The sequence below is a fragment of the Roseomonas sp. GC11 genome (assembly GCF_024437745.1).
Classification (GTDB): Bacteria; Pseudomonadota; Alphaproteobacteria; order Acetobacterales; family Acetobacteraceae; genus Pseudoroseomonas.
The window spans coordinates 1-24,558 of the sequence record NZ_JANFNY010000080.1 but is presented as its reverse complement, the minus strand read 5'-3'; the positions used below and the strand labels follow the sequence as shown (position 1 = coordinate 24,558).

23 protein-coding genes are annotated in these 24,558 nt (G+C 70.7%); 12 read left to right on the top strand and 11 right to left on the bottom strand.

Translation table 11 applies throughout. The features are described from left to right. The 6 genes from NON00_RS19995 to holA all read left to right on the top strand — a co-directional run. The coding region (locus NON00_RS19995) for a thiamine phosphate synthase (RefSeq protein WP_305123476.1) at positions 1-569 on the top strand (569 nt) is incomplete at its 5' end. 115 nt (positions 570-684) lie between these two features. Then, positions 685-1,950, top strand: coding sequence for a porin (locus NON00_RS19990; protein ID WP_256024475.1), 1,266 nt, complete (start codon positions 685-687; stop codon positions 1,948-1,950). A 161-nt stretch (positions 1,951-2,111) separates the two neighbouring features. After that, positions 2,112-2,609 carry a DUF3576 domain-containing protein gene (locus NON00_RS19985; RefSeq protein WP_256024473.1) on the top strand — a complete coding sequence of 166 codons (498 nt, stop codon included), beginning with the start codon at positions 2,112-2,114 and terminating at the stop codon, positions 2,607-2,609. 192 nt (positions 2,610-2,801) lie between these two features. Beyond that, a complete protein-coding gene (leuS, locus tag NON00_RS19980; protein WP_256024471.1) occupies positions 2,802-5,405 on the top strand; it encodes a leucine--tRNA ligase in 2,604 nt (867 codons plus the stop codon). Then, a complete protein-coding gene (gene lptE, locus NON00_RS19975; RefSeq protein ID WP_256024470.1) occupies positions 5,371-5,961 on the top strand; it encodes an LPS assembly lipoprotein LptE in 591 nt (196 codons plus the stop codon). Before leuS ends, lptE begins: the two co-directional genes overlap by 35 nt. Positions 5,962-5,983: 22 nt before the next feature. Continuing rightward, positions 5,984-7,021 (top strand): DNA polymerase III subunit delta, encoded by a 1,038-nt coding sequence (gene holA / locus NON00_RS19970; protein ID WP_256024469.1) that lies wholly within the window; start codon positions 5,984-5,986, stop codon positions 7,019-7,021. A 191-nt stretch (positions 7,022-7,212) separates the two neighbouring features. Here the strand turns inward: holA and NON00_RS19965 are convergent, their stop codons facing one another. The 6 genes from NON00_RS19965 to NON00_RS19940 all read right to left on the bottom strand — a co-directional run bounded on the left by NON00_RS19965 (position 7,213) and on the right by NON00_RS19940 (position 13,228). Beyond that, the gene (locus NON00_RS19965) at positions 7,213-8,076 is read right to left on the bottom strand and encodes a ParB/RepB/Spo0J family partition protein (protein ID WP_256024468.1); all 864 of its coding nucleotides are present in this window, start codon (positions 8,074-8,076) and stop codon (positions 7,213-7,215) included. Beyond that, positions 8,073-8,915, bottom strand: coding sequence for a ParA family protein (locus tag NON00_RS19960; protein WP_256024467.1), 843 nt, complete (start codon positions 8,913-8,915; stop codon positions 8,073-8,075). Before NON00_RS19960 ends, NON00_RS19965 begins: the two co-directional genes overlap by 4 nt. Next, a complete protein-coding gene (rsmG, locus tag NON00_RS19955) occupies positions 8,869-9,492 on the bottom strand; it encodes a 16S rRNA (guanine(527)-N(7))-methyltransferase RsmG (protein WP_256024466.1) in 624 nt (207 codons plus the stop codon). The genes NON00_RS19960 and rsmG overlap by 47 nt, the downstream gene beginning before the upstream one ends. Further along, positions 9,489-11,360, bottom strand: coding sequence for a tRNA uridine-5-carboxymethylaminomethyl(34) synthesis enzyme MnmG (gene mnmG / locus NON00_RS19950; protein WP_256024465.1), 1,872 nt, complete (start codon positions 11,358-11,360; stop codon positions 9,489-9,491). The genes rsmG and mnmG overlap by 4 nt, the downstream gene beginning before the upstream one ends. A gap of 124 nt (positions 11,361-11,484) precedes the next feature. After that, the gene (gene mnmE, locus NON00_RS19945; protein ID WP_256024464.1) at positions 11,485-12,798 is read right to left on the bottom strand and encodes a tRNA uridine-5-carboxymethylaminomethyl(34) synthesis GTPase MnmE; all 1,314 of its coding nucleotides are present in this window, start codon (positions 12,796-12,798) and stop codon (positions 11,485-11,487) included. An 85-nt stretch (positions 12,799-12,883) separates the two neighbouring features. Further along, on the bottom strand, positions 12,884-13,228 hold the full coding sequence (locus NON00_RS19940; protein WP_256024463.1) for a (2Fe-2S) ferredoxin domain-containing protein: 345 nt from the start codon (positions 13,226-13,228) through the stop codon (positions 12,884-12,886). A gap of 118 nt (positions 13,229-13,346) precedes the next feature. Between NON00_RS19940 and NON00_RS19935 the strand changes: the two genes are divergently transcribed. Next, positions 13,347-13,817, top strand: a complete 471-nt coding sequence (locus NON00_RS19935) for a methylated-DNA--[protein]-cysteine S-methyltransferase (RefSeq protein WP_256024476.1) — start codon at positions 13,347-13,349, stop codon at positions 13,815-13,817. Continuing rightward, positions 13,814-14,791, top strand: coding sequence for a quinone oxidoreductase (locus tag NON00_RS19930; protein ID WP_256024462.1), 978 nt, complete (start codon positions 13,814-13,816; stop codon positions 14,789-14,791). The genes NON00_RS19935 and NON00_RS19930 overlap by 4 nt, the downstream gene beginning before the upstream one ends. A 189-nt stretch (positions 14,792-14,980) precedes the next feature. Here NON00_RS19930 and NON00_RS19925 read toward each other — a convergent pair whose 3' ends face one another. The 5 genes from NON00_RS19925 to hemH form a co-directional block, all read right to left on the bottom strand. Next, the gene (locus NON00_RS19925; RefSeq protein ID WP_256024461.1) at positions 14,981-15,748 is read right to left on the bottom strand and encodes a GNAT family N-acetyltransferase; all 768 of its coding nucleotides are present in this window, start codon (positions 15,746-15,748) and stop codon (positions 14,981-14,983) included. Positions 15,749-16,036: 288 nt separating this feature from the next. Continuing rightward, positions 16,037-17,311: a transcription termination factor Rho gene (gene rho / locus NON00_RS19920; protein WP_256024460.1), complete on the bottom strand. Its 1,275-nt coding sequence runs from the start codon at positions 17,309-17,311 to the stop codon at positions 16,037-16,039. A gap of 302 nt (positions 17,312-17,613) precedes the next feature. Next, positions 17,614-18,066 carry a protoporphyrinogen oxidase HemJ gene (gene hemJ / locus NON00_RS19915; RefSeq protein WP_256024459.1) on the bottom strand — a complete coding sequence of 151 codons (453 nt, stop codon included), beginning with the start codon at positions 18,064-18,066 and terminating at the stop codon, positions 17,614-17,616. A 1-nt stretch (position 18,067) separates the two neighbouring features. Then, positions 18,068-18,727 (bottom strand): HAD family phosphatase, encoded by a 660-nt coding sequence (locus NON00_RS19910; RefSeq protein ID WP_256024458.1) that lies wholly within the window; start codon positions 18,725-18,727, stop codon positions 18,068-18,070. Continuing rightward, on the bottom strand, positions 18,727-19,797 hold the full coding sequence (hemH, locus tag NON00_RS19905) for a ferrochelatase (RefSeq protein WP_256024457.1): 1,071 nt from the start codon (positions 19,795-19,797) through the stop codon (positions 18,727-18,729). The genes NON00_RS19910 and hemH overlap by 1 nt, the downstream gene beginning before the upstream one ends. A 248-nt stretch (positions 19,798-20,045) precedes the next feature. Here hemH and NON00_RS19900 point away from each other — a divergent pair, with 248 nt between their 5' ends. The 4 genes from NON00_RS19900 to dnaJ all read left to right on the top strand — a co-directional run bounded on the left by NON00_RS19900 (position 20,046) and on the right by dnaJ (position 24,478). Further along, a complete protein-coding gene (locus NON00_RS19900) occupies positions 20,046-20,621 on the top strand; it encodes a nucleotide exchange factor GrpE (RefSeq protein ID WP_370688746.1) in 576 nt (191 codons plus the stop codon). Next, complete coding sequence (locus tag NON00_RS19895; protein ID WP_256024455.1) at positions 20,621-21,232, top strand: GNAT family N-acetyltransferase; 612 nt, start codon at positions 20,621-20,623, stop codon at positions 21,230-21,232. The genes NON00_RS19900 and NON00_RS19895 overlap by 1 nt, the downstream gene beginning before the upstream one ends. 66 nt (positions 21,233-21,298) lie before the next feature. After that, positions 21,299-23,218, top strand: coding sequence for a molecular chaperone DnaK (dnaK, locus tag NON00_RS19890; protein WP_256024454.1), 1,920 nt, complete (start codon positions 21,299-21,301; stop codon positions 23,216-23,218). A 102-nt stretch (positions 23,219-23,320) separates the two neighbouring features. Then, positions 23,321-24,478, top strand: coding sequence for a molecular chaperone DnaJ (gene dnaJ / locus NON00_RS19885; protein WP_256024453.1), 1,158 nt, complete (start codon positions 23,321-23,323; stop codon positions 24,476-24,478). Positions 24,479-24,558 lie beyond the last annotated feature (80 nt).

Genomic DNA, 24,558 nt, shown 5'->3' with positions numbered 1-24,558 from the left:
GGGGGGGGGTGGTGGCGCGGGGGGTGGCGCGGGGGTTGGTGGGGGCGGTGGCGCGGGAGCGGCGGGGGGGTGCGCGGGGGTCTGGCCCGCTGCTGCTGGGTGGCGATGCGCGGGGGGCGCTGCGGCTGCGGGCCGGGCTGCACTGGCCGGACCGCGAGCCCGGCGCAGGGACACCCGGCACAGGAGCACCCGGTCCTGGCGTGCTGGCCTTCCTGCTGGCGCGGCGGCGCGGCGCGCCCTGGGCGCTGCTGAGCTGTGCCGCGCATGGCCCGGCCGGGCTGCGGCGGGCGCGGCGGCTGGGCGCGGATGTTCTGTTCCTGTCCCCTGCCTTTCCGACGCCGAGCCATCCGGGCGCCCCGGCGCTCGGCCCCTGGCGTTGGGGGGCGCTGGCGCGGCGGGCGGGGCGGCCGGTGGTGGCGCTGGGGGGGATCGTGCCGGAGACGGCGGGGCGGCTGCCCGCGCCCTGCTGCGGGCTGGCGGCGATCACGGCCCTGTTGCAATCAAGACACAGTGTTTCAATGAAGTCGCGTCAACGGCATACGGAGCATTGCCCGCCTTTACGGGGCTGAACCATAGTCCGCGCCAAGGCCTGACCGGTCCGCTTTTTCTAGGGCGGACACCTGTCGAGGGGGACAGGGGGCCGCGGGACCTGCCGGATACGCCGGCGCGTGAGGAGGATTTGGGATGCGCAAGCTTCTGCTGGGCACGACCGCTGTGGTCGGCGCCGTTGTGATGGCCTCGACCGGCGCGATGGCGCAGGGCGCCGATCCGTTCCGGGCCGCCGGCCCGGCTGTTATGTCGCACCGCGACCTGGAAGTGCGCGTCGGCGGCTACTTCCGCTACTACTACTCGAACACCACGCTCGACTACGCCAACACCTCGGCTGCCAACATGGGCAAGTCCGACTTCGCGCAGGAAGTTGAGCTGCACTTCGTCGCCAACGGCAAGGCCGCCAACGGCCTGCGCTACGGTGTGGCGATCGAGGTCCAGAACGACGGCGTCCGCCAGGCGACCTCGGGCACGAACAGCAAGAACTCGCTCGACCTCGACGAGGCGTGGGGCTACGTGGCCGGCGATTTCGGCCAGGTCCGCATGGGTGACGAAGACCCCGTCTGGGCGCTGATGAGCCAGGGCCAGGTGGCGAACTTCGCCTCCGGCGGCCTGGACGGCGATTTCTATGACAGCGTGGCGCATAACCGCCCGGTGCTGAGCCAGCCTTCTGACGCCGGCGACGCCACCAAGATCATCTACATGTCGCCGCAGTTCGCCGGCTTCGACTTCGGCGCCAGCTTCGCCTTCAACACCGGCGAAGGCCCGCTGAACGGCTGCACCAGCTCCAACACGAGCTGCGACACGCTGGCCTCGACCTCGAGCAACACGATCGCGCAGCGCCGCAACGAGATCAACGCTGTCATCCGCTACCGCGGCAGCTTCTCGGGCGTTGGCATTGGCGCCACCGCCGGCTACTTCGGCGCCGACGTCGTGAAGAACACCAGCGGCGTCTCCGCCGACCGCATCAATGTCGGCCAGCTCGGCCTGCAGCTGTCGGCCTACGGCTTCCTGGTTGGCGGTCAGTACCTGTTCGGTGACGCCGGCTACGGCTTCTACACCCCGCGCCTGAAGGTTGCCGGCGACGACCGCAACTTCGAGGCCTTCAACGTCGGCCTGTCCTACACCATGGGCGCCTTCACGGTCGGCACGCAGTACGGCGAGACCCGCTCGGTCGGCGTGCAGTCCCGCACCGTGACCACGGGCGGCCGCACCGACAAGGGCTGGAGCATCGGCGGCACCTACCGCGTCGCCCCGGGCATCGAGTACGTGGCCGAGTACACCTCCTTCAAGATCGAAGAGGCCGGCTACAACTTCTCCACCCGCGCTGCCAGCGGCACCACCGCCAACAACTCGGTGGACGGCCAGGTGTTCCTGACGGGCTTCCGCTTCGCCTTCTGATCTCCTTCGGGAGACCGGATCAGGGAGGGCGGCAGGGCAACCTGCCGCCCTTCTCTTTTTCCCGCTTGCCTCGCTCAGCCAGAGAGACGTAAGTCACCGGTATGCTGAAGCACCGTGCCCGAGCCGCGCTGATCCTTCGCCCCTTGGTCGCTGCGCCCCTGATGCTCCTGGCATTGGCGGCCTGCAGTGGCGGGCGTATCGTCGAGAATGACGAGTACCACAATGATGCCGGGCGCTCCCGCGTCGCCGGGCGGATGAGTGGTGAGCAGGATGGCCTGCTCGTCATGGGCACCGACCGCTCCAGCAAGTCCGGCAGCGGCGCCGGGGCTGAGGGCGGGCTGGGCGTCAACGCCTATCTGTGGCGGGCGACGCTGGACACGCTGTCCTTCCTGCCGCTCTCCTCGGCCGATCCGTTTGGCGGCGTCATCATCACCGACTGGTATTCCCCGCCGGCGACGCCGAGCGAGCGTTTCCGCGCCACCGCCTACATCATGGGCCGCCAGCTGCGTTCCGATGGCGTGAAGATTTCTGTTTTCCGCCAGGAGCTGCGCGGCGGCGCCTGGGTGGATGCCGCGGTGGCCCAGGCGACGGCGACCGACCTGGAGAACCAGGTTCTGACCCGCGCCCGCGACCTGCGCAGCCAGACCGCCGCGCGCTGAGCGGCCGCCGGGCGCCAGCGGCGCCCGGCCCTGGCAGAAAAAGAAGGGGTCCAGGGGAATACCTTCCCCTGGCCTTTTTTTTCAGTTTTCCCCCAGTTTTCCCCCAGTTTTCCCACCGGGGCCAGCCCGCCCTTCCCATCGGCGCCGCAACACCCTATGCCTTCACCCGCATTGCGTGATTGCCCTGGCCCGATGAACGACAGCACCACCCCCGCCCGCTACGACTTCGCCACCGCCGAGCCCCGCTGGCAACAAGCCTGGGAAGAGGGCGCGTGCTTCGCCGCGCCGGACGTGCCGGATGGCAGCAAGCCCAAGTATTACGTGCTGGAGATGTTCCCCTACCCGTCGGGGAAGATCCATATGGGCCATGTGCGCAACTACACGCTGGGCGATGTGGTGGCACGCTACAAGCGGGCGCGCGGCTTCCAGGTGCTGCACCCGATGGGGTGGGACGCCTTCGGCCTGCCGGCGGAGAATGCGGCGCGCGAGCGTGGCACGCATCCCGCCGCCTGGACCTACCAGAACATCGCCAATATGCGCGCCGAGCTGAAGCGCATGGGCCTATCCATCGAGTGGGACCGCGAATTCGCCACCTGCGACCCCAGCTATTACGGCCAGCAGCAGAAGCTCTTCCTGGAGTTCCTGAAGGCCGGGCTGGTCGAGCGCAAGGAAAGCTGGGTGAACTGGGACCCGGTGGACCACACGGTGCTCGCCAATGAGCAGGTGATCGATGGCCGCGGCTGGCGCTCCGGCGCCGTGGTGGAGAAGAAGCAGCTCTCCCAGTGGTTCCTGAAAATCACGAAGTTCGCGCCGGAGCTGCTTGCCGCCCTGGACGGGCTGGAGCGCTGGCCGGAGCGGGTGAAGCTGATGCAGGCCAACTGGATTGGCCGCAGCGAGGGCGCGCGCGTGCGCTTCGCGCTCGAAGCCCCCGTGGGTTCCGGCGGGGCCGGGCATGAGAGCGTCGAGGTCTTCACCACCCGGCCGGATACGCTGTTCGGCATGTCCTTCCTGGCGGTCGCGGCGGAGCACCCGCTGGCCGCCGCCGCCGCCGAGGGCAACCCGGAGATCGCCGCCTTCATCGCCGAGTGCCGCAGCCTCGGCACCTCGGAAGCGGCGATCGAGCAGGCGGAGAAGCGCGGCATCGACACCGGGCTGCGCGTGAAGCACCCCTTCATCGAAGGCGCGACCTTCCCGGTCTGGGTCGCCAATTTCGTGCTGATGGAATACGGCACGGGCGCCATTTTCGGCTGCCCCTCGGGCGACCAGCGCGACCTCGACTTCGCGCGGAAATACGGGCTGCCCGTCACCCCCGTCATCCTGCCGCCGGGCGAGGACCCGGCCAGCTTCGCCATCGGCAGGACCGCCTATACCGAGGATGGCACCCTCTACAATTCCGGCTTCCTGGACGGCCTCGGCACCGCCGAGGGCAAGCGCGCCGCCATCGACGCGCTGGAGAAGCAGGGCGCCGGCACGGGCGTGGTGAACTGGCGCCTGCGCGACTGGGGCGTCTCGCGCCAGCGCTACTGGGGCTGCCCCATCCCGGTCCTGCACTGCGCGGCCTGCGGCGTGGTGCCGGTGCCGGAGGAACAGCTCCCGGTGGTGCTGCCGGAGGATGTGGATTTCTCCCGGCCCGGCAACCCGCTGGACCACCACCCGACGTGGAAGCACGTCGCCTGCCCGCACTGCGGCGGCGCCGCGCGGCGGGAGACGGACACCTTCGACACCTTCGTCGACTCCTCCTGGTACTTCGCGCGCTTCACCGCGCCGAAGGCGGCGACGCCGCTGAAGGCCGAGGCCGCCCGCGCCTGGCTGCCGGTGGACCAGTATATCGGCGGCATCGAGCACGCGATCCTGCACCTGCTCTATTCCCGCTTCTTCACCCGCGCCCTGCACGGCCTGGACCTGCTGGGCACGCCCGAGCCCTTCGCCGGGCTGTTCACCCAGGGCATGGTGCAGCACGCCTCCTACAAGACGCAGGATGGCCGCTGGCTGGCGCCGGATGAGGTGGACGTGGCCGCCGATGGCAGCGCCACGGACAAGGAAACCGGCCTGCCCGTCCTCGTCGCGCGCAACGACAAGATGTCGAAGTCGAAGCGCAACACGATCGACCCCGGCGCCATCATCGACCGCTTCGGGGCGGATACGGCGCGCTGGTTCATCCTCTCCGACAACCCGCCGGAGCGGGATATGGAGTGGACGGAATCCGGCGTCTCCGGCGCCTTCCGCTTCAGCCAGCGGCTGTGGCGGCTGGTGCAGGCGGCGCTGCCCGCCCTGCCCGCCCCCGAGGCGCCCCACGCCGCCGAGCCGGACCGCGCCACGCGCGACCTGCGCCGCGCCACCCACCGCACCATCGCGGCGGTGACGGAGGCGCTGGAAGGCTTTTCCTTCAACGTCGCCGTGGCGCGCATCCATGAATTCGCCAATGCCATCGAGGCGGCGGCGGAGGCCGATGGCGCCGCCCGGCGCGAGGCGCTGGAGGCCGTGGCGCGGCTCGTCAGCCCGATGATGCCGCATCTGGCCGAGGAGCTCTGGGCGCTGCTGCGCCCCGGTGCGGGCCTGGTGGCGGGCCTGCCCTGGCTCGATTCGGATGCCGAACTGGCCAAGGCGGAGAGCATCACCCTGGCCGTGCAGGTGCTGGGCAAGCTGCGCGGCACCATTTCGGTGCCGGTCGGCGCCGACGAGGCCACCGTCTTCGCCGCCGCCGAGGCGGAGGAGAATGTGCAGCGCGCCATCGACGGGCGCCCCATCAGGAAGCGCATCTATGTCCCAGGCCGCATCGTCAACTTCGTCGTCTGAGGCCGGGCGCGGCGGGGCGGGCCCGTCCCGCCGGGCCCTGCTGGGCGGGGTGCTGGCGGCGCTGCCGCTGGCCGGCTGCGGCTTCCGCCCCGTCTATGCCCCGGCCGAGGCCGGGAGCGGCGCGGCGGGCGAACCCGGCGTGCGCGAAACCCTGGCCGCCACCGAGGTGGCGCTGATTCCGGAGCGGCTCGGGCAGCTGCTGCGTCGCAGCCTGCAACAGCGCCTGGGCGCCGCCGGGCGCGCCGCCACGCCGCTCTACGAGCTGCGCACCAGCCTGCAGCTGGGCACGGAGCCGGAGGGCTACCGGCGCGACGGCACCGCCTCCCGCGTGCGCTACACGGTCACCGCCACCTGGCAGCTGGTGACGCGCGGCACCGCCCCCAGCGTGCGGCTGGAGGGGACGGAGCGCGCCACCGACTCCTACAACGTGCCGGACAACCAGTTCTTCGCCGCCGATTTCTCCCGCGATGCCACCTTGCAGCGGCTGATGGACCAGCTGGCGGAAGGGATCGTGCTGCGCCTCTCGGCGCGGCTGCGCGAGCCCGCGGCGGGCTGAGGCCGCGGGCCGCCCTCCTGGCATGGCAAAGCTCGACCCCCGCCGCGCGGCGGCCTTCCTGGCCGATCCTGGCGCCTGCCGTGCCGTGCTGCTGCATGGCGACGATGCCGGGCTGATCCATGAGCGCGCCGAGATTCTGGTGGCCAGCGTGGCCGGCGGCAACGACCCCTTCCGCCTCGCCGAGCTGCCGCGCGAGACCGCCGCGAAGCCGGGCGCCCTGGCCGGGGAGATGGCCGCCCTTTCCATGACCGGCGGGCGCCGGCTGGTGCGGGTGCGCGACGCCAATGACAGCCTGGCCGCCGCCGTGAAGGAGGCCCTGGCCGGCCCCGGCGAGGCGCTGTTGGTGCTGGAGGCCGGGGAACTCCCCGCCCGCGCCAAGCTGCGCGCCCTGCTGGAGGCGGCGAAGGATGCCGCCGTCCTCCCCTGCTACCGCGAGCGCGGGGCGGAGCTGGCGGCCAGCATCAGCCGGATGTTGCAGGCGGAGGGCGCCTCGGCCGAACCGGCGGCGCTGGACTGGCTGGCCTCCCGCCTGGGCGAGGACCGGCTGCTGCTGCGGCGCGAGGTGGAGAAGCTCGCCCTCTATGCCGGGGCGGGCGGGCGGCTCTCGGAAGAGGATGTGCTGGCCTGTGCCGGGGAAGGCTCCAGCCTGGACCTGGATGAGGCCCTGGCCGCCGCCACCGCCGGGGAATTGCCGGTGGCGGACCGGGCGCTGGAAACCGCCCTGGCCGAGGGGGCCAGCCCCATCGCCGTGCTGCGCGCGGCGCTGCGGCATGTGCAGCGGCTGCATCTGGCGGCGCTGTCCGTGGCGCGCGGGCAGCCGGCGGCGGCGGCGATGGAGGCGCTGAAGCCGCCCGTCTTCTTCCGCCAGAAGCCGGCCTTCGAGCGCGCGCTGCGGCTGTGGAGCCCGGCCTTGCTGGAAGCCGCCGGGACCAGCCTGCTGGACGCCGAGAAACGCGCCAAGTCCAGCTCGGCGGCACGGCCCATCCCGGATGATACCATCGCCCGCGCGGCGGTGCTGGGGCTGGCACGGCAGGCGGTGGCGCTCAAAAGGCGGCTGTAAAAAATCTGGAGGGGAAGAAAAACACTGGGGGAAGAATGAATTCTTCCCCCAGGCCCCCATCATCTTTTTCTGTCAGGCTGCCGCCGTCTCCCGTCCAGGCGGGACGCAAAACGGATGGCGGGGTCCCCAAAGGAAGTATGGGGTGGCCCTGCCACCCCGGCGAGGGTGCGGGGGCAGCGCCCCCGCGCGTCTCAGGACGGCGAGAGCAGCCGGATCAACCCATCAAGCTGATCCAGATCCTTGTAATTGATGGTGATCTTCCCGCCCTTCCGGCCGTGGTTGATGGCCACCTTCAGGCCCAGCCGGGTCATCAGGTCGCGTTCCAGGGCCTTGGTATCGGCATCCGGGCTGACCGGGCCGGTGGCGGGCTTCAGCTTCTCCGCCGTGGCCACCAGGGCCTCCGTCTGGCGGACATTGAGGCCGCGGGTGATGACCATCTCCGCCAGCTTCACCGGGTCCGGCGCCGTCAGCAGGGCGCGGGCATGGCCGGCGGAGAGGCTGCCACGGGCCAGCATCTCCCGCACCTTGGGCGGCAGGGCGAGCAGGCGCAGCGTGTTCGCCACATGGCTGCGGCTCTTGCCCACGGCCTGGCCCAGCGCATCCTGCGTCAGGCCGAACTCATCGGTGAGGCGGCGGTAGCCCTGTGCCTCCTCCAGCGCGTTCAGATCCTCGCGCTGGAGGTTCTCCACCAGCGCGGCGGCCAGGGCGGCGCGGTCATCCAGCTCATGCACATAGACCGGCACCTCGTGCTTCTGCGCGAGCTGCGCGGCGCGCCAGCGGCGTTCGCCGCCGATGATCTGGTAGGTGCCCGGCACCCCCGGCTTGGGCCGCACCAGGATGGGCTGCAACACCCCGTGCTCGCGGATGGAGGCGGCGAGTTCGGCGAGGCCGGACTGGTCGATCGGCCCGCGCGGCTGGAAGGGTCCGGGCTCGATGGCCTCGACCGGCAGGCTGCGCGGGATGCTGGCGCCAGGGCTGGCGGGGGTGACGGCGTTCTGGTCCCCCAGCAGGGCGGAAAGCCCCATGCCCAGGCGGGGCGGCTTGCGTCCACTCATGCGGCCTTGCTCCCCCGGGCACGCTCACGCCGCAGCAACTCGGCGGCCAGTTTCACATAGGCCTGTGCCCCGGTGGAGCGCGGATCATAGAGCAGCACCGGCAGCCCGTGCGAGGGCGCCTCACTCACCCGGATGTTGCGCGGCACCACGGTGTCGAACACCTTCTCACGGAAGAAGGCGCGGACATCGGCGGCGACCAGCTCGGAGAGATTGTTCCGGCGGTCAAACATCGTCAGCACGATGCCGTCCAGCGTCAGGCCGGGGTTCAGCACGCGCTTCACCCGGTCGATGGTGCGGGTGATCTGCGAGACGCCTTCGAGGGCGAAGAACTCCGTCTGCAACGGGATCAGAACGGATTCCACCGCCACCAGGGCGTTGAGCGTCAGCAGGCCGAGGGAGGGCGGGCAGTCGATCAGGATGAAATCGAAGCCCTTCAGCGTCTCGGCCGAGGCTTCCAGGGCGAGGCGCAGCCGGTGCTCGCGGCTTTCCATGCCGACCAGTTCGATCTCCGCGCCGGCGAGATCATTATCGGCGGGGAGGAGGAAGAGGTCGGGCACCTTGGTGGGGCGCAGCAATTCGGCCAGCGGCTTCTGCCCGACGAGCAGGGCATAGGAGCCGGCGCCGCGCTCGGCGCGGGGCAGGCCGAGGCCGGTGGAGGCATTGCCCTGCGGGTCGAGGTCGATGACCAGGACGCGCTTCTTGGTGGCCAGGGCGGTGGCCAGGTTGATGGCGGTGGTGGTCTTGCCGACCCCGCCCTTCTGGTTGGCGAGCGCGATACGGCGCAGGGAGGTCTTAGGCGCCGACACGGCGGATTCCGGACAGCTTGAGGATGGAGGCATCAGGGTCGGTCATGCTCTTGAACCGCTCCACCTGCATTGTCCAGCCCGGGGCGGCGGCGCGCAACTCCTCATCCGCCGTGCGGCCCTTGGGGAAGAGGGCGAAGCCCTCCGGCGCCAGCAGGCGCCCGGCCCAGGGCAGCATTTTTTCGAGGGGCGCCAGGGCGCGGGCGGTCAGCACGGCGATGGGCGGCAGGCGGACGGCCTCGATGCGCTCGGCATGGACCTTCACATGGGCAAGGCCGAGCTCGGCGGCGGCGGCCTGGAGGAAGGCGGCCTTGCGGCGGTCGGACTCCACCAGATGCACGGGCCGGGTGGTGGCGATGGCGAGGACGAGGCCGGGGAAGCCGCCACCGGAGCCGAGATCGGCCATCACCCCCTCCCCCTCCGGCAGCAACGGCAGAAGCTGGAGGGAGTCGGCGATATGGCGCTGGCGCAGCAGGACAGGGTCCTGGCTGGCGACGAGGTTGATCCGCGCATTCCAGCGCAGCAGCAGGGCCAGGAAGCCCTCCAGCTTCGTTTCGGTTTCACGTGAAACGACGGCGGGCGGGAGGGGGTGGAGGGCGAGATCGTGTTTCACGTGGAACGCTCCTGGCGGCGGCGCAGATGGACGGCCAGGGCGGCCAGGGCCGCCGGGGTGATGCCGGGCACGCGCCCCGCCCCGCCCAGCGTCTCCGGCTGCGCGGCGCCGAGCCGCTGCTTCATTTCATTGCTCAGGCCGGGGATGGCGGCGAAGTCCAGACCGCGCGGAATGGCCAGGCGCTCCTCCCGCTCCAGCAGGCGCAGCTCGGCGGCCTGCCGCTCCAGATAGGGGGCATAGAGCGCCTCGGCCTCCACCTGCGCCCGCAGGCCGGGGGCGAGGTCGCGCAGCCAGGGGAAGGCCGCCTCCACGGCGGGGGTGGGCACATCCGGCAGGGCCAGCACCTCCAGCAGGCTGCGCCAGCGGCCATCCTGGTTGATGGGAATGCCCGCCGCCTGCAAGGCCGCCGGCGTGCCGCCCTCCGCCCGCGCCCGCGCCAGGGCATCGGCCAGCGCCACCGCGAAGGCGCGGAACCGCGCCGCCCGCTCCGGCCCCACCACGCCCCAGGCAATGCCCTGCTCCGTCAGCCGCAGCCCGGCATTGTCGGCGCGCAGGGAGAGCCGGTGCTCCGCCCGCGCCGTCAGCATCCGGTAAGGCTCGCTGACGCCCTGGAGCACCAGATCATCCACCATCACGCCGAGATAAGCCTCGGTGCGGGCGAGGATGCGCCCCTCCCCCGCCCCGCCGGCCAGGGCGGCGGCGTTCATCCCGGCGAGCAGACCCTGCGCCGCCGCCTCCTCATACCCCGTGGTGCCGTTGATCTGCCCGGCCAGGAACAGGCCCGGCACGTCGCGCAACTCCAGCGTCGGGCGCAGGGCGCGCGGGTCCACATGGTCATATTCGATGGCATAGCCGAGACGCAGGATCACCGCCCGCTCCAGCCCGGGGATGGAGGCGATGAAGGCGCGCTGCACATCCTCCGGCAGGCTGGTGGAAATGCCGTTGGGATAGACCGTGTGGTCCTCCAACCCCTCCGGCTCCAGGAAGATCTGGTGGCGCTCCCGCCCGGCGAAGCGGGTGATCTTGTCCTCGATGGAGGGGCAGTAGCGCGGCCCCACCCCCTGGATCTGCCCGGAATGGATGGGGGCGCGGTGCAGGTTGGCGCGCAGTAGCGCATGGCCTTCCGGCGTGGTGGCGGTGATGCCGCATTGCACCTGCGGGTTGGTGATGCGCTCCGTCATCCAGGAGAGCGGCTCCGGCACCGCGTCGCCGGGCTGCATCTCCAGGCTGGCCCAGTCGATGCTGCGGCCATCGAGGCGCGGCGGCGTGCCGGTCTTCAGCCGCCGCATCGGCAGGCCGAGCCGCTCCAGCGCGCGGGCCAGATGCACCGAGGGCACATCCCCCACCCGCCCCGCCGGGCGGCGCGTCTCGCCGATATGGATCTCGCCGCGCAGGAAGGTGCCGGTGGTGATGACCACGGCCCCGCAGGCGATGCGCGCCCCCCCCTCGGTGATCACGGCACAGACCCGCCCGGCGGCATCGCGCTCGATCTCCCCGGCGGCCTCGGCGCGCAGGGTGAGGCCGGGCTGGGCGCGCAGCAGGGCCTGGATGGCCTGGCGGTAAAGGGCGCGGTCCGCCTGGGCGCGCGGGCCGCGGACGGCCGGGCCCTTGCTGCGGTTCAGCAGCTTGAAATGGATGCCCGCCTGATCCCCGGCGCGGCCGATCAGCCCATCCAGCGCATCGACCTCGCGCACCAGATGCCCTTTGCCGACGCCGCCAATGGCCGGGTTGCAGGACATTTCCCCCAGGGTTTCGATCCGGTGGGTCAGGAGCAGGGTGCGGGCGCCGCAGCGGGCGGCGGCGGCGGCGGCCTCGGTGCCGGCGTGCCCGCCGCCGACCACCACGACGTCAAAGGCGTTCTCGTGCATGGGCGCCCTATAGCAGCCACGCCGCCCTTCTGCTGTGACAAAAACGGAAAGCGGGGTTCCCCACGGGAAGTTCGGGGTGGCCTTGCCACCCCGGCGGGGGTGTGGGGGAAGCGCCCCCACCCTCTTATTTCCCGATACAGAACTCCCCAAACACCACATCGAGCACCTGCTCCACCCCGACTTTCCCGGTGAGCCGCCCGAGCGCCCGCAGCGCGGCCCGGAGACATTCCGCCGTCACTTCCGGCAGCGGCACCCGCCCCCCTTCCTCCAGCCAGCCCACAGCCTCCCGCAGCGCCGCCCGATGCCGGGGCCGCGTCAGGCTGGCTTCCTCACTGAGCCCGGCCCGCGCCTGGGCCTTTTCTTCCAGCACCGCCCGGAGCGCCTCCAGCCCTTCCCCGCCCCGCGCGGAGAGGGCGAGCGGCGCAAATCCCCCGATCTCCCGCGGCGCCGGGGCGAGATCCACCTTGTTCGCCACCACCACCACGCCCGGCGCCAGCAGGGCCAGCGTCTCCGCATCCGGCGCCGTGTCGGCGGCGAAGACGGCAATCACCAGATCCGCCTCCTCCGCCCGGCGGCGGGCGCGGCGCACGCCCTCGGCCTCGATCTCGTCCGGCGTCTCGCGCAGCCCGGCGGTATCCGCCAGCAGCACGGGCACGCCGCCGAGATCCAGCGACACCTCCACCACATCCCGCGTCGTGCCGGCGCGGGCGGAGACGATGGCGGCCTCCCGCCCCGCCAGCGCGTTCAGCAGGGAGGATTTCCCGGCATTCGGCGCGCCGACGATGGCCGCCCACAGCCCTTCCCGCAGGCGCTCGCCCCGCCCGCCATCGGCCAGATGCGCGGCGATCTCGGCGGCCAGGGTGGCGGAACCGGCGCGGACCTCGTCCTCCAGGTCGTTGGGGATGCCGTCCTCGGCGAATTCGATGGCGGCTTCCTGGTGCGCCAGCAGGCGGGTCAGCCGCGCGCTCCACCCGGCATAGCGGGTGGCCAGCGCGCCCCCGGCCTGCCGCAGCGCCTGCCGCCGCTGCGCCGCCGTCTCGGCCGCGATCAGGTCGGCGATGCCCTCGGCGGCGGTCAGGTCCAGCCGGCCATGCAGGAAGGCGCGGCGGGTGAACTCGCCCGGCTCGGCGGGGCGGGCGCCGCAGGCCAGCAGCGCCCCGGTGACACCTTCCAGCACGGCGCGGCCGCCATGCAGGTGCAGTTCCACCGAATCCTCGCCCGTGTAGCTGCGCGGGGCGGGGAACCAGAGGACCAGGGCCTCGTCCAGGAGTTCGCCGCTCTCCGGGTGGCGCAGGCGGCGCAGGCTCGCCTCACGCGGGCGCGGCAGGGCCAGGGTGGTGAGGCGGGACAGGATCGCGGCACTGGAGGGGCCGGAGAGGCGCAGCAGGGAAACCGCCGCGCGGGCACTGCCCGAGGCCAGGGCGAAAATCGTGTCCATCGGCTGGCCCGGGAAGGCGCCGCCTTCCCTGGACCCCTCCGCCGGGGTGGCCGGGCCACCCCCGGTCGTTTCGGGGACCCCGCCTTCAGGGAACATCATGCTCGGTCAGCATCAGCCGGCGGGCACGGCCGCCTTCGACCAGATGCGCCTGCAAAATCTCGTCGATGTCCTCGCGGCTTTCGGCGCGGTACCAGATGCCCTCGGGGTAGATGACCAGAACGGGGCCGAACTCGCAGCGGTCCAGGCAACCCGCCTGATTGACGCGGATGCCGGGGATGCCCAGCTCCTTGGCGCGGGCCTTCATGTAGTCCTTCAGCGCCTCGCTGCCGCGCGCGGCGCAGGAGCCGCGCCTGTGGCCATCCGGGCGGCGGTTGCAGCAGACAAAGAGATGCGCCTGGAAATAGGGCGGCGGATCGGCGGGCTGGGTCACGGGGCGTCTCCTCGGCGGGCGGGCGGCAGGGCCAGCCCGCCGCACATGTAATCCCCTACCGCGGGCCGGACCAGGGAACCCTTGACGCTGGCGCCGGAGCGTGTCGAATCGCCACCGCATGCCGCAGCTTTCCTTCCTCACCCCCCTCGGCACGCTCACTTTGTCCGAGGAGGACGGAGCGATCGTGGCGCTCGACTGGGGACGTGGCCGCGACCAGGAAGAGACCCCTCTCCTGCTCGCCGCCCGCGACCAGATCCAGGATTATTTCGACGGCCAGCGGTCGCGCTTCGACCTGCCGCTGGCCCCCTATGGCAGCACCTTCCAGAAGAAGGTGTGGGCCGCGCTGTGCGACATCCCCGCCGGCGAAACGCGCAGCTACGCGGAACTGGCGCTGGCCGTCGGCTCCGTCGCGCGCGCGGTGGGGCAGGCCAATGGCGCCAACCCGATTCCCATCCTCATCCCCTGCCACCGCGTCATCGGCGCGGGCGGGCGGCTGGGCGGTTATTCCGGTGGCGAAGGCCCCGAAACGAAACGCTATCTTCTCGAACTCGAACGTCGCACCCTGCGCCAGCAAGGAACGCTCCTATGAACCATGCCATCCGCATCCACGAACATGGCGGCCCCGAGAAGATGGTGTGGGAGGAAGTGCCCGTCCCCGCGCCCAAGGCGGATGAGGTGCTGGTCCGCCATGGCGCCGTGGGCCTGAATTATATCGACGTCTATTTCCGCACCGGCCTCTACAAGCTGCCCTCCCTCCCCGCCACGCTCGGCATGGAGGCCGCCGGCCGCATCGAGGCGGTGGGCAGCGCGGTGACCGGCCTCGCCGTGGGGGACCGCGTGGCCTATGCCATGGCGCCCATCGGCGCCTATTGCCAGGCCCGCACCATCAAGGCCGACCGGCTGGTGAAGCTGCCCGACGGCATCGACGACGTGACCGCCGCCGGCATGATGCTCCAGGGCATGACGGCGCAGTATCTGCTCCGCCGCACCTATCCGGTGAAGGCGGGCGAGACCATCCTGATCCACGCGGCGGCGGGCGGTGTCGGCCTCATCATGTGCCAATGGGCGAAGCAGCTCGGCTGCACCGTCATCGGCACCGTCTCCACCCCGGAGAAGGCGGAACTGGCCCGCGCCAATGGCGCCGACCATGTGCTGATCGCCGGGCAGGACGACCTCCCCGCGCGGGTGAAGGAGATCACGGGCGGCGCCATGCTGCCGGTGGTCTATGACAGCGTGGGCAAGGACACCTTCATGGCCTCGCTGGACTGCCTCGCCCCCTTCGGGATGATGGTGTCCTACGGCAATGCCTCCGGCCCCGTGCCGCCGCTGGATATCGGCGTCCTGGCCGCCAAGGGCTCGCTCTTCCTGACGCGCCCCACCCTGGCCACCTACACTGCGAAGCATGCCGACCTCGTCGCCACCGCCACCGACCTGTTCTCGGTGGTGCTCTCCGGCGCCGTGAAGATCCAGGTCAACCAGACCTACCCGCTGAAGGACGCCGCCGAGGCGCACCGCGCCCTGGAAGCGCGCAAGACCACCGGCAGCACCGTCTTCATTCCCTGAGAGGCGCCTGACGGGGTCTTGAGAGGGGCTTCGCCCCTCTCTGCACCTGCGCGGCAGTGCCGCGCAGCCACCAAAGGCCTGAGGCCTTTGGAAACCCATCCGTGGGTTCCCAACTGATAGCGGGTGCAGGGGACCTTGTCCCCTGCTGGGGGTGAGGGGGCAAAGCCCCCTCAAGGCCACAGGCGCCGCTTACGCCTTCGGCAGAAAATACCGGTACCGGTAGATTTCCCGCAGCCCCAGCCGCTCATAGACGCTGCGGGCCGGGTTGGCGGCGGAGACCTGGAGCCACCCGGTCAGCGCCCCGTGCTGCTGCCCCCAATGCCCCCCGGCGGCGATCAGCCGCCCGGCCAGACCCTGGCGGCGGAATTCCGGCATGGTGGCGATATCGAAGAACCCGACCAGCTGCCCATCGGAGGCGACCTGCCCCGAGACGGCCGGCCTGCCATCGATCCGCAGCAGCAGCCAGGCGGCGGGCAGCAGCATCATGTCCGGCGCCTGCACTTTCTCCGCCCGGCGCTGCTCGGTCTGGTAATCGGCGCTGGCGACGACGGAGAGCCAGTCCTCATTCGGCCGGTCCAGGATTTCCACGGCGGCATCCGGCGCGGCGAAGCGCAGCAGCGGCCCGGCCATCACCAGGGACTCGTCATGCTCCTCATAGCCGCGGGCCAGCAGGGCCTCCTCCAGCCCCGGCGGGTCGAGCGGCGTGGAGCGGAAGCGCGCCGGCAGGCCCATCCGGGCATAGGCGGCCTCGATGCGGGCGAGGCGTGCCTCCAGCCCGCCATCCGGCGCCGGGTCCAGCGAGCTGACGGCATTGGCCCGCCCCGTGCCACCCAGGAAGGCGCGCAACAGGAACGGCCCGTCAAAGGCGGTGCGCAGCGCCGGCACCGCCGTGTGCGAAGCCCGCTCCAACTCGGCCACTGATACACCCTGCCAGGATTTGCCCTGCATTCCGTCCATCTCTCCGCCTTATGTCCTCTTGAGAGAGAGCCTAGCGGCACCACAGGGCCTGACCAGCGCAGCCGCCGAAGACCAGCCCCTTCTTTCAGGCTTTTCTTTCAGGCTGCCGCGGGGCCGTGACGACGCGGGACGCTGCACGGCGCGCCTCGCGCAACCGGGCCCGTGGGCGAAGCCTCTGCCGGCCGCGCCCCGCCTGCCCGCCCGGGCGCGGCAGCCCGAAAAAAAAGCGGGACGCTGCCGATGCAGCGTCCCGCCTTCCCACCAGACAGCGGCAGCCTGAAAAAAGAATCAGGTGTTCATGGCGTCGAAGAAGTCCTGGTTGGTCTTGCTGTACTTCAGCTTGTCCAGGAGGAACTCCATCGCGTCCTGCGTGCCCATCGGGTTCAGGATGCGGCGCAGCACCCACATTTTCGTCAGGGTGGCGCGGTCGATCAGCACCTCTTCCTTGCGGGTGCCGGACTTGGTGATGTCGATCGCCGGGAAGACGCGCTTGTCCGAGAGCTTGCGGTCCAGGATCAGCTCGCTGTTGCCGGTGCCCTTGAACTCTTCGAAGATCACCTCGTCCATGCGGCTGCCGGTATCGATCAGGGCGGTCGCGATGATGGTGAGGCTGCCGCCTTCCTCGATGTTGCGGGCGGCGCCGAAGAAGCGCTTCGGCCGCTGCAGGGCATTGGCGTCCACGCCGCCCGTCAGCACCTTGCCCGAGGAGGGGACGACCGAGTTATAGGCGCGGCCCAGGCGGGTGATGGAGTCGAGCAGGATGACGACATCGCGCTTGTGCTCGACCAGGCGCTTGGCCTTCTCCAGCACCATCTCAGTCACCTGCACGTGGCGGGTGGCCGGCTCGTCGAAGGTGGAGGCCACGACCTCGCCGCGCACGGTGCGGGCCATGTCGGTGACCTCTTCCGGGCGCTCGTCGATCAGCAGGACGAGCAGGAAGACATCCGGGTGGTTCAGGCTGATGCTGCGGGCGATGTTCTGCAGCATCACCGTCTTGCCGGTGCGCGGCGGCGCGACGACCAGGGCGCGCTGGCCCATGCCGATCGGCGCCACGAGGTCGATGACGCGCGGGGTATAGTCCTTCTGCATCCCCTTCGCGACGCTCTCGAACTCCGAATTCTCCATCTTCAGGCGACGGGTCGGGTAGAGCGGCGTCAGGTTGTCGAAGTTGATGCGGTGCCGCAGCGCCTCGGGCGGCTCAAAATTGACGGTGTTGATCTTCAGCAGGGCGAAGTAGCGCTCCCCGTCCTTCGGCGCGCGGATCTGCCCCTCCACCGTGTCGCCCGTGCGCAGGCCGAAGCGGCGCACCTGGGCGGGGGAGACGTAGATGTCGTCCGGCCCAGGCAGGTAGTTGGACTGGGGCGAGCGCAGGAAGCCGAAGCCGTCCGGCAGGATTTCCAGGGTGCCATCCCCATGGATCGCCTGATCATTCTCCGCCAGCTGCTTCAGGATCGCGAACATCATGTCCTGCTTGCGCAGGGTGGAAGCGTTCTCGATCTGCAAAGACTCAGCGAAAGCGAGCAGGTCGGCGGGGCTCTTGGCCTTGAGGTCAGAAAGATGCATGGGTCGGACGCATTCCGTTCCGGCGGGAGCAGCGGGACATGTCGCGGGGCGGGCAGCGTGGCCCACCGGCGGGCCGGAACCGCGCGGCATGCGCGGCCAGCCATGTCCCGGATCAGGAGGAGGGAGTCTCGGCGCCAGAAAAAGCCCGCCCGGAAGGCCGGGCGATGGCCTGTCTCACGCCATCGACGGGAAGCAGCGCAACGCTAGGGGCGGGCGCACCGTCCCGTCAATGGGCCATCTGGTGCTTTTCACACTCTGTTTCAAGGATTTCCCGCGCCGCGCGGCACAACCCCCGGTTTTATTCAAAAAGGCTTAACGATCACCATGATCACGATGAGGATCAGCAGCAGCGTCGGCACCTCATTGGCGATGCGCCAGTAGCGCTCGCTGCGCCGGTTGCGGTCCTCGGCGAAGGCCTTCCGCCCGGCGCTGACCACATGGTGGAACAGCGTCATGCCGATCAGCCCGGTCAGCTTGCCGTGCCACCAGCCGGCCTTCCAGTCCACCACCCCCGGCGTCAGCACCAAAGTGAGGCCGAAGAGCCAGGCGGCGATCATCGCCGGGTTCATGATGGCGCGCAGCAGCCGGCGCTCCATCACCTTGAACAGCGCCGACTGCGGCGAGCCCGCCGCCACCTGGGTGTGGTAGACGTAAAGGCGCGGCAGGTAGAACAGCCCCGCCATCCAGGCGAAGACCGCGATCAGGTGCAGCGACTTCACCCAGGGATACCAGGGGAGGAGGAAGCCCAGATCCATCTCACGCCACTCCCAGCAGGGCGGGCAGCTCGTCCATGTGGCGGAAGGGCTCGGCGCCCTGGGCGCGCAGCAGTGCCTCCGGCAGTTCCCAGACCAGCGCCAGCACGCGGCAGCCGGCGGCCCGGGCGGCGCGGATGCCGGGCAGGCTGTCCTCCACCACCACGCATTCCTCCGGCGCCGCATCGCAGGCGGCGGCGGCGGCGAGATAGAGATCCGGATAGGGCTTCGGCCGCTCCACATCCTCGAAGGAGAAGACCCGCCCCTCGAAGAGATCGCGGATGCCCAGCCGCCCGAGCTTCGCCGCCAGCTCGGCGCGGGAGGAGTTGGAGGCGCAGGCCAGCGGCAGCCCCGCCGCGCGCAGCCGCCGCAGCGCCGCCAGCGCCCCGGGCACCGCCACCACCTCCCGCCCCATCCGCTCCGTCAGCCGCGCGGCGATCTCGGCCGGCCAGGTGTCGGGCACGCGGCCGAAGCGCTGCTCGACCACCTGCACCATGTCCGGCACGGCGCGGCCGAGGAAGACATCCCGGCACTCCTCCGGCGCCACCGGCCAGAAGCGGGCGGAGAGATCCTCGGCCACCACCAGGGCGGCCAGGGCCTCGCTATCGGCCAGCACCCCGTCGCAGTCGAAGAGGATGGCGCGGGGCGGGGTGGGGCCGGCCATCACGCCGCGGCCCGGGCGCGGGCGTGCGGGCAGTCCTTGTGCGCCTTCGGGCATTGCCGGCCGCCGGCGAAGGAGCACAGCGCCCGGCTGCCGCCGCGCACCCGCCGCACCAGCCCGGCCAGGGCGGCGATGAAGCCCTCATCGCTGTTCTGCGCCGGCACGCGGAAATAGCCGGGGATGCCCAGCTTGTGCGCCAGTTCCTTATACTCGACGTCCAGTTCCACCAGCGTCTCGGAATGCTCGGAGATGAAGGCGATGGGGCAGACCAGCACCGCCACCTTCTCATGCGCCGCCTGTTCCAGCGCCTCCTCGGTGGAGGGGCCGATCCATTTCTGCGGCGTCACGCGCGACTGGTAGCACACCTGATGGTCCAGCCCCGGAATGTCGAGCTGCGCCACCACCGCCGCCACGCTCTGCTCCACCTGCCACTGGTAGGGGTCGCCGCGCTTGACGATGCTCTCCGGCAGGCCATGGGCGGAGAACAGGATCCGCAACTTCACATCGGCGGGGAGTTCGGCGCGGGCCTTGTCATAGGAGGACTGCACCAGGGCGGCGGTGGCCCTGGCGAAGCCCTCGTCCGAATGCCAGCAGCACAGCGTCTTGCTCGGCAGGTCCAGCCCGACCCTGGCGCAGGCCGCCTTCCAGTCGTCGATCGAGGAGCCGCTGGTGGTGGTGGAGAACTGCGGATAGAGCGGCAGCAGGATGGCCTCGTCCGCCCCCCATTCCTTCACCTGGCGCGCCGTCGCCTCGGCGAAGGGGTGCCAGTAGCGCATCGCCACGAAGCAGCGCGCCTCCATCTCCGGCGCCAGCGCCGCCTGCAGCGCCTCGCCCTGCGCCACCGTCAGCTCCAGCAGCGGCGACTTGCCCCCGAGGATGGCGTAGTTCTCGCTGGCCGCCCTGGTGCGGCGCGCGGCGATGAACTTGCCCAGCGGCCAGCGCAGCAGCAGCGGCAGCCGCACGATGGCCGGGTCGAGGAACAGGTTCTCCAGGAAGGGCCGCACCGCCTCCGGGGCGTCGGGTCCTCCCAGGTTGAACAGGATGATGGCGACGCGGGGACGATGCTCGGACATGCGCTTGCAGATGCCATGCCCGGGGTTCTGGTCAAGATGCAACGAAGTGAAATCGGGGCGGGAGAGCCGCCGGCGGCCTTGAGGAGGAACTCACGAATGGGTTTCCAAAGGCCTCAGGCCTTTGGTGGGGAGAGTATGAGAGGGGCGAAGCCCCTCTCATCAACAGGCGCCGGCTTTGCTGCCTTGCGCTTGCTCTTGGTGGGGCGGTTGCCTAGGTGAGGGGCGAAACGGGCTTGTCGCCCCGCAGCATGGCTGAAAAGATCGATCCTGACATGACCGAACAGACCACCCCCACGGCCGACACCCAGCCCACCCCCGAGCAGCCCGCCGACGCCCTGGCCCGCATCGCCGAGCTGGAAGCCGAGGTGACGCAGCTCAAGGACCGCTGGCTGCGCTCCGAAGCGGAGATGCAGAACCTCCGTGCCCGCACCAAGCGCGAGGTGGAGGAGGCCCGTGCCTTCGCCGTGCAGAAATTCGCCCGCGACGTGGTGGAGGCGGCTGATAACCTCCGCCGCGGCCTGGACGCCCTGCCCCCCGCCGCCGAAGGCGAGGCCGAGCTGCTGACCAAGCTGCGCGGCGGCTTCGAAGGCGTCGAGCGCGCCTTCCTCGCCCTGCTGGAGCGCAACGGCATCGCCCGCCACGACGCCACCGGCAAGCCCTTCGACCCCGAGCTGCACCAGGCGATGGCCCAGCAGCCGCCGCCGGAGGGCGTGGAGTCCGGCACCGTCCTCCAGGCCTGGACACCGGCCTGGACGCTGAATGGCCGCCTGCTGAAGCCCGCCATGGTCGTCGTCGCCGGCGAAGGCCTGTCGCAGACAGCCTGATGCCGCCCGTCCCGCGCCGCATCCTCCCGGCCGACCAGCCCGCCCTGCTGGCCCTGAACAACCAGCACGCGGAGGCGGTGAACGCCCTGCCGCCGGAGGGCTTCGCCGCCCTCTGCGCCCGGGCGGCGTGGAGCGGCGCGGTGTGGGAGGGCGGGCGGCCGCTCGGCTTCCTGCTGGCGCTGGGGCCGGAGGGGCCGGCCACCGGCCCGAACCACGCCTGGATGCAGGCCCACCACCCCGAGGCGGCCTATATCGACCGCGTGGTGGTGGAGGCCGCGGCGCAGGGCCGTGGCCTCGGCCGCGCCCTCTACGCCGCCCTCGCCGCCTGGGCGGCGGGCGCCGGCTTCACCCGCCTCGGCTGCGAGGTGAACCTGGACCCGCCCAACCCCGGCAGCATGGCCTTCCATGCCCGGCTCGGCTTTGAGACGGCCGGCGAGGCCACGGATCCGCGCAATGGCAAGCGCCTGCGGTATCTCGTTACTGGCACGAGACGGCCGTTAATTGCACATTTTTTGCGCAGCCCTGACGAAGCGCCCTTGTCCGGAGCGCCCGGGCTGAATACATCGCCAGCGGAGCCACCCGACCGGGTGGCAGACCCCCAGATCGCCTGATGAGCAGCGGGGATGGGCGTGGCGCCGGGATAAGGGCCACCCCCATCCGCCAGGAGGAGAACTCGGATGAGCAAGGTTATCGGCATCGACCTCGGCACCACGAACAGCTGCGTCGCCATCATGGAAGGCGGCGATGTGAAGGTGCTGGAGAACGCCGAGGGCGCGCGCACGACGCCGTCGATGGTGGCCTTCGCCAAGAATGGCGAGCGGCTGGTCGGCCAGGCCGCGAAGCGCCAGGCGGTGACCAACCCGACCGACACCCTCTTCGCCGTCAAGCGCCTGATCGGCCGCCGCTTTGATGACAAGATGGTGCAGAAGGAAGCGGGCCTCGCCCCCTTCAAGATCATCCGCGCCGACAATGGCGATGCCTGGGTCGAGGCCGGCGGGCAGAAGCAGGCCCCCCAGCAGATCAGCGCCAATGTGCTGACCAAGATGAAGGAGACGGCCGAGGCCTATCTCGGCGAGAAGGTGACGCAGGCCGTCATCACCGTCCCCGCCTATTTCAACGACAGCCAGCGGCAGGCGACCAAGGAGGCGGGCGCCATCGCCGGCCTCGAGGTGCTGCGCATCATCAACGAGCCGACGGCCGCGGCGCTCGCCTATGGCATGGACAAGAAGGCCACCGGCACCATCGCGGTCTATGACCTTGGCGGCGGCACCTTCGACGTCTCGGTGCTGGAAATCGGCGACGGCGTCTTCGAGGTGAAGTCCACCAACGGCGACACCTTCCTGGGCGGCGAGGATTTCGACCAGCGCGTCATCGACTACCTGGCCGATGAGTTCCGCAAGGAGAACGGCATCGACCTGCGCGGCGACAAGCTCGCCCTGCAGCGCCTCAAGGAGGCCGCCGAGAAGGCGAAGATCGAGCTGTCCTCGGCCAAGCAGACCGAGATCAACCTGCCCTTCATCACCGCCGACGCCTCGGGCCCGAAGCACCTCGTGCTGCAGCTGACCCGCGCCAAGCTGGAAGCGCTGGTGGACGACCTGGTGCAGCGGACCCTGGAGCCCTGCCGCCAGGCGCTGAAGGATGCCGGCCTCTCCGCCGGCGAGATCGACGAGGTGATCCTGGTCGGCGGCATGACCCGCATGCCCAAGGTCATCGAGGTCGTGAAGCAGTTCTTCGGCAAGGAGCCGGCCCGCAACGTCAACCCGGATGAGGTCGTGGCCATCGGCGCCGCCATCCAGGGCGGCGTGCTGAAGGGCGAGGTCAAGGATGTTCTTCTCCTCGACGTCACCCCGCTGAGCCTCGGCATCGAGACCCTCGGTGGCGTCTTCACCCGCCTGATCGACCGCAACACGACGATCCCGACGAAGAAGAGCCAGACCTTCTCCACCGCCGACGACAACCAGACCGCCGTCACCATCAAGGTGTTCCAGGGCGAGCGCGAGATGGCGGCGGATAACAAGCTGCTCGGCAATTTCGACCTGACCGGCATCGCCCCCGCCCCGCGCGGCGTGCCGCAGATCGAGGTCTCCTTCGACATCGACGCCAACGGCATCGTCTCCGTCAGCGCCAAGGACAAGGCGACCGGCAAGGAGCAGCAGATCAAGATCCAGGCCAAGTCCGGCCTGTCCGACTCCGACATCGAGCGCATGGTGCGCGAGGCGGAGGCCAATTCCGCCGCCGACAAGAAGCGCCGCGAGGCGGTGGAGGCCCGCAACCAGCTCGACAGCCTGATCCACAGCACCGAGAAGACGCTGAAGGAGAATGGCGAGAAGGTGGGCGAGGCCGAGAAGAAGGAGGTGGAGGCCGCGCTGGAGGCCGCCCGCTCCGCCAAGGATGGCGAGGATGCCGAGGCCATCAAGGCCGCGACCGAGCGCCTGGGCGCCGCCGCCATGAAGATGGGCGAGGCCATCTACAAGGCCAGCCCGGCCGAGGGCGCCGCCCCCGGTGGTACGGCTCCGGGTGGCGACGCCAAGCCCGGTGAGAAGGTCGTCGACGCCGAGTTCGAGGATGTCGACCCCAGCAAGAAGAAGCCCGGCTGAGGCGTGCCGCGCCGCGCGGCGTGACGCGCTGAGCATCGGGCGCCCGGCTTCTGACAAAGCCGGGCGCCGCTTCGTTCCGGAGCTTGGGGGACAGGCCGCGCCATGGCCAAAAAGGACTACTACGAGACCCTGGGCGTGGCCCGGGGCGCGAGCGAGGAGGACCTGAAGAAGGCCTACCGCAAGCTCGCCATGAAGTATCACCCGGACCGCAACCCGGGTGACAAGGAGGCCGAGGCCGCCTTCAAGGAGGTCAACGAAGCCTATGACGTCCTGAAGGACGCCGAGAAGCGCGCCGCCTATGACCGCTTCGGCCATGCCGCCTTCGAGGGCGGCGGGCCTGGGGCTGGTGGGGGGGGCGGCTTCGGCGGCAACCCCTTCGGCGCCGGTGGCTTCGAGGACATCTTCGCCGAGATGTTCGGCCAGTTCGGCGGCCGGCGCGGCGGTGGCGCCGCCGCCGGGCGCGGGGCCGATCTGCGCCAGGAGATGACCATCTCCCTGGAGGAGGCCTTCGCCGGCACCCGCAAGACCATCCGCGTCCAGAGCAGCGTCCAGTGCGACGCCTGCGAGGGCACGGGGGCCGAGGGCAAGGCCAGCAGCGCCCAGCAGACCTGCACCACCTGCGGCGGCGCCGGCAAGGTGCGCGCCCAGCAGGGCTTCTTCCTGATCGAGCGGAGCTGCCCCACCTGCGGCGGCACCGGGCGCGTCATCAAGAACCCCTGCAAGGTCTGCGCGGGCGCCGGGCGCGTGCAGCGCGAGCGCACGCTCAACGTCACCATCCCGGCCGGGGTGGAGGATGGCACGCGCATCCGCCTCTCGGGCGAGGGCGAGGCCGGGCTGCGCGGCGCGCCGGCGGGGGATCTCTACGTCGATATCGCCGTCCGCCCGCATGCGCTGTTCCAGCGGGACGGGGCCAATATCTTCGTCCGCGTGCCGCTGCGCATGACGCAGGCGGCGCTCGGCGGGGCGGTGGAGGTGCCCACCATCGATGGCGGGCGCTCCCGCGTCACCATCCCCGCCGGGACGCAGACGGGGGACCAGTTCCGCCTGCGCGGCAAGGGCTTCTCCGTGCTGCGCTCCGCCGCGCGCGGCGACATGTATGTGCAGGTGGCGGTGGAAACCCCGCAAAACCTCTCGCCGCGCCAGCGCGAACTGCTGGAGCAGTTCGAGAGCGAGGGCGGCAAGTCCGGCCAGCAATCCAGCCCGGAAAGCGAGGGCTTCTTCGCCAAGGTGAAGGAGTTCTGGGACGGGCTCGGGCGCTGACACGCTCTTGAGAGGGGCTTCGCCCCTCTCTGCACCTGCGCGGCAGTGCCGCGCAGCCACCAAAGGCCTGAGGCCTTTGG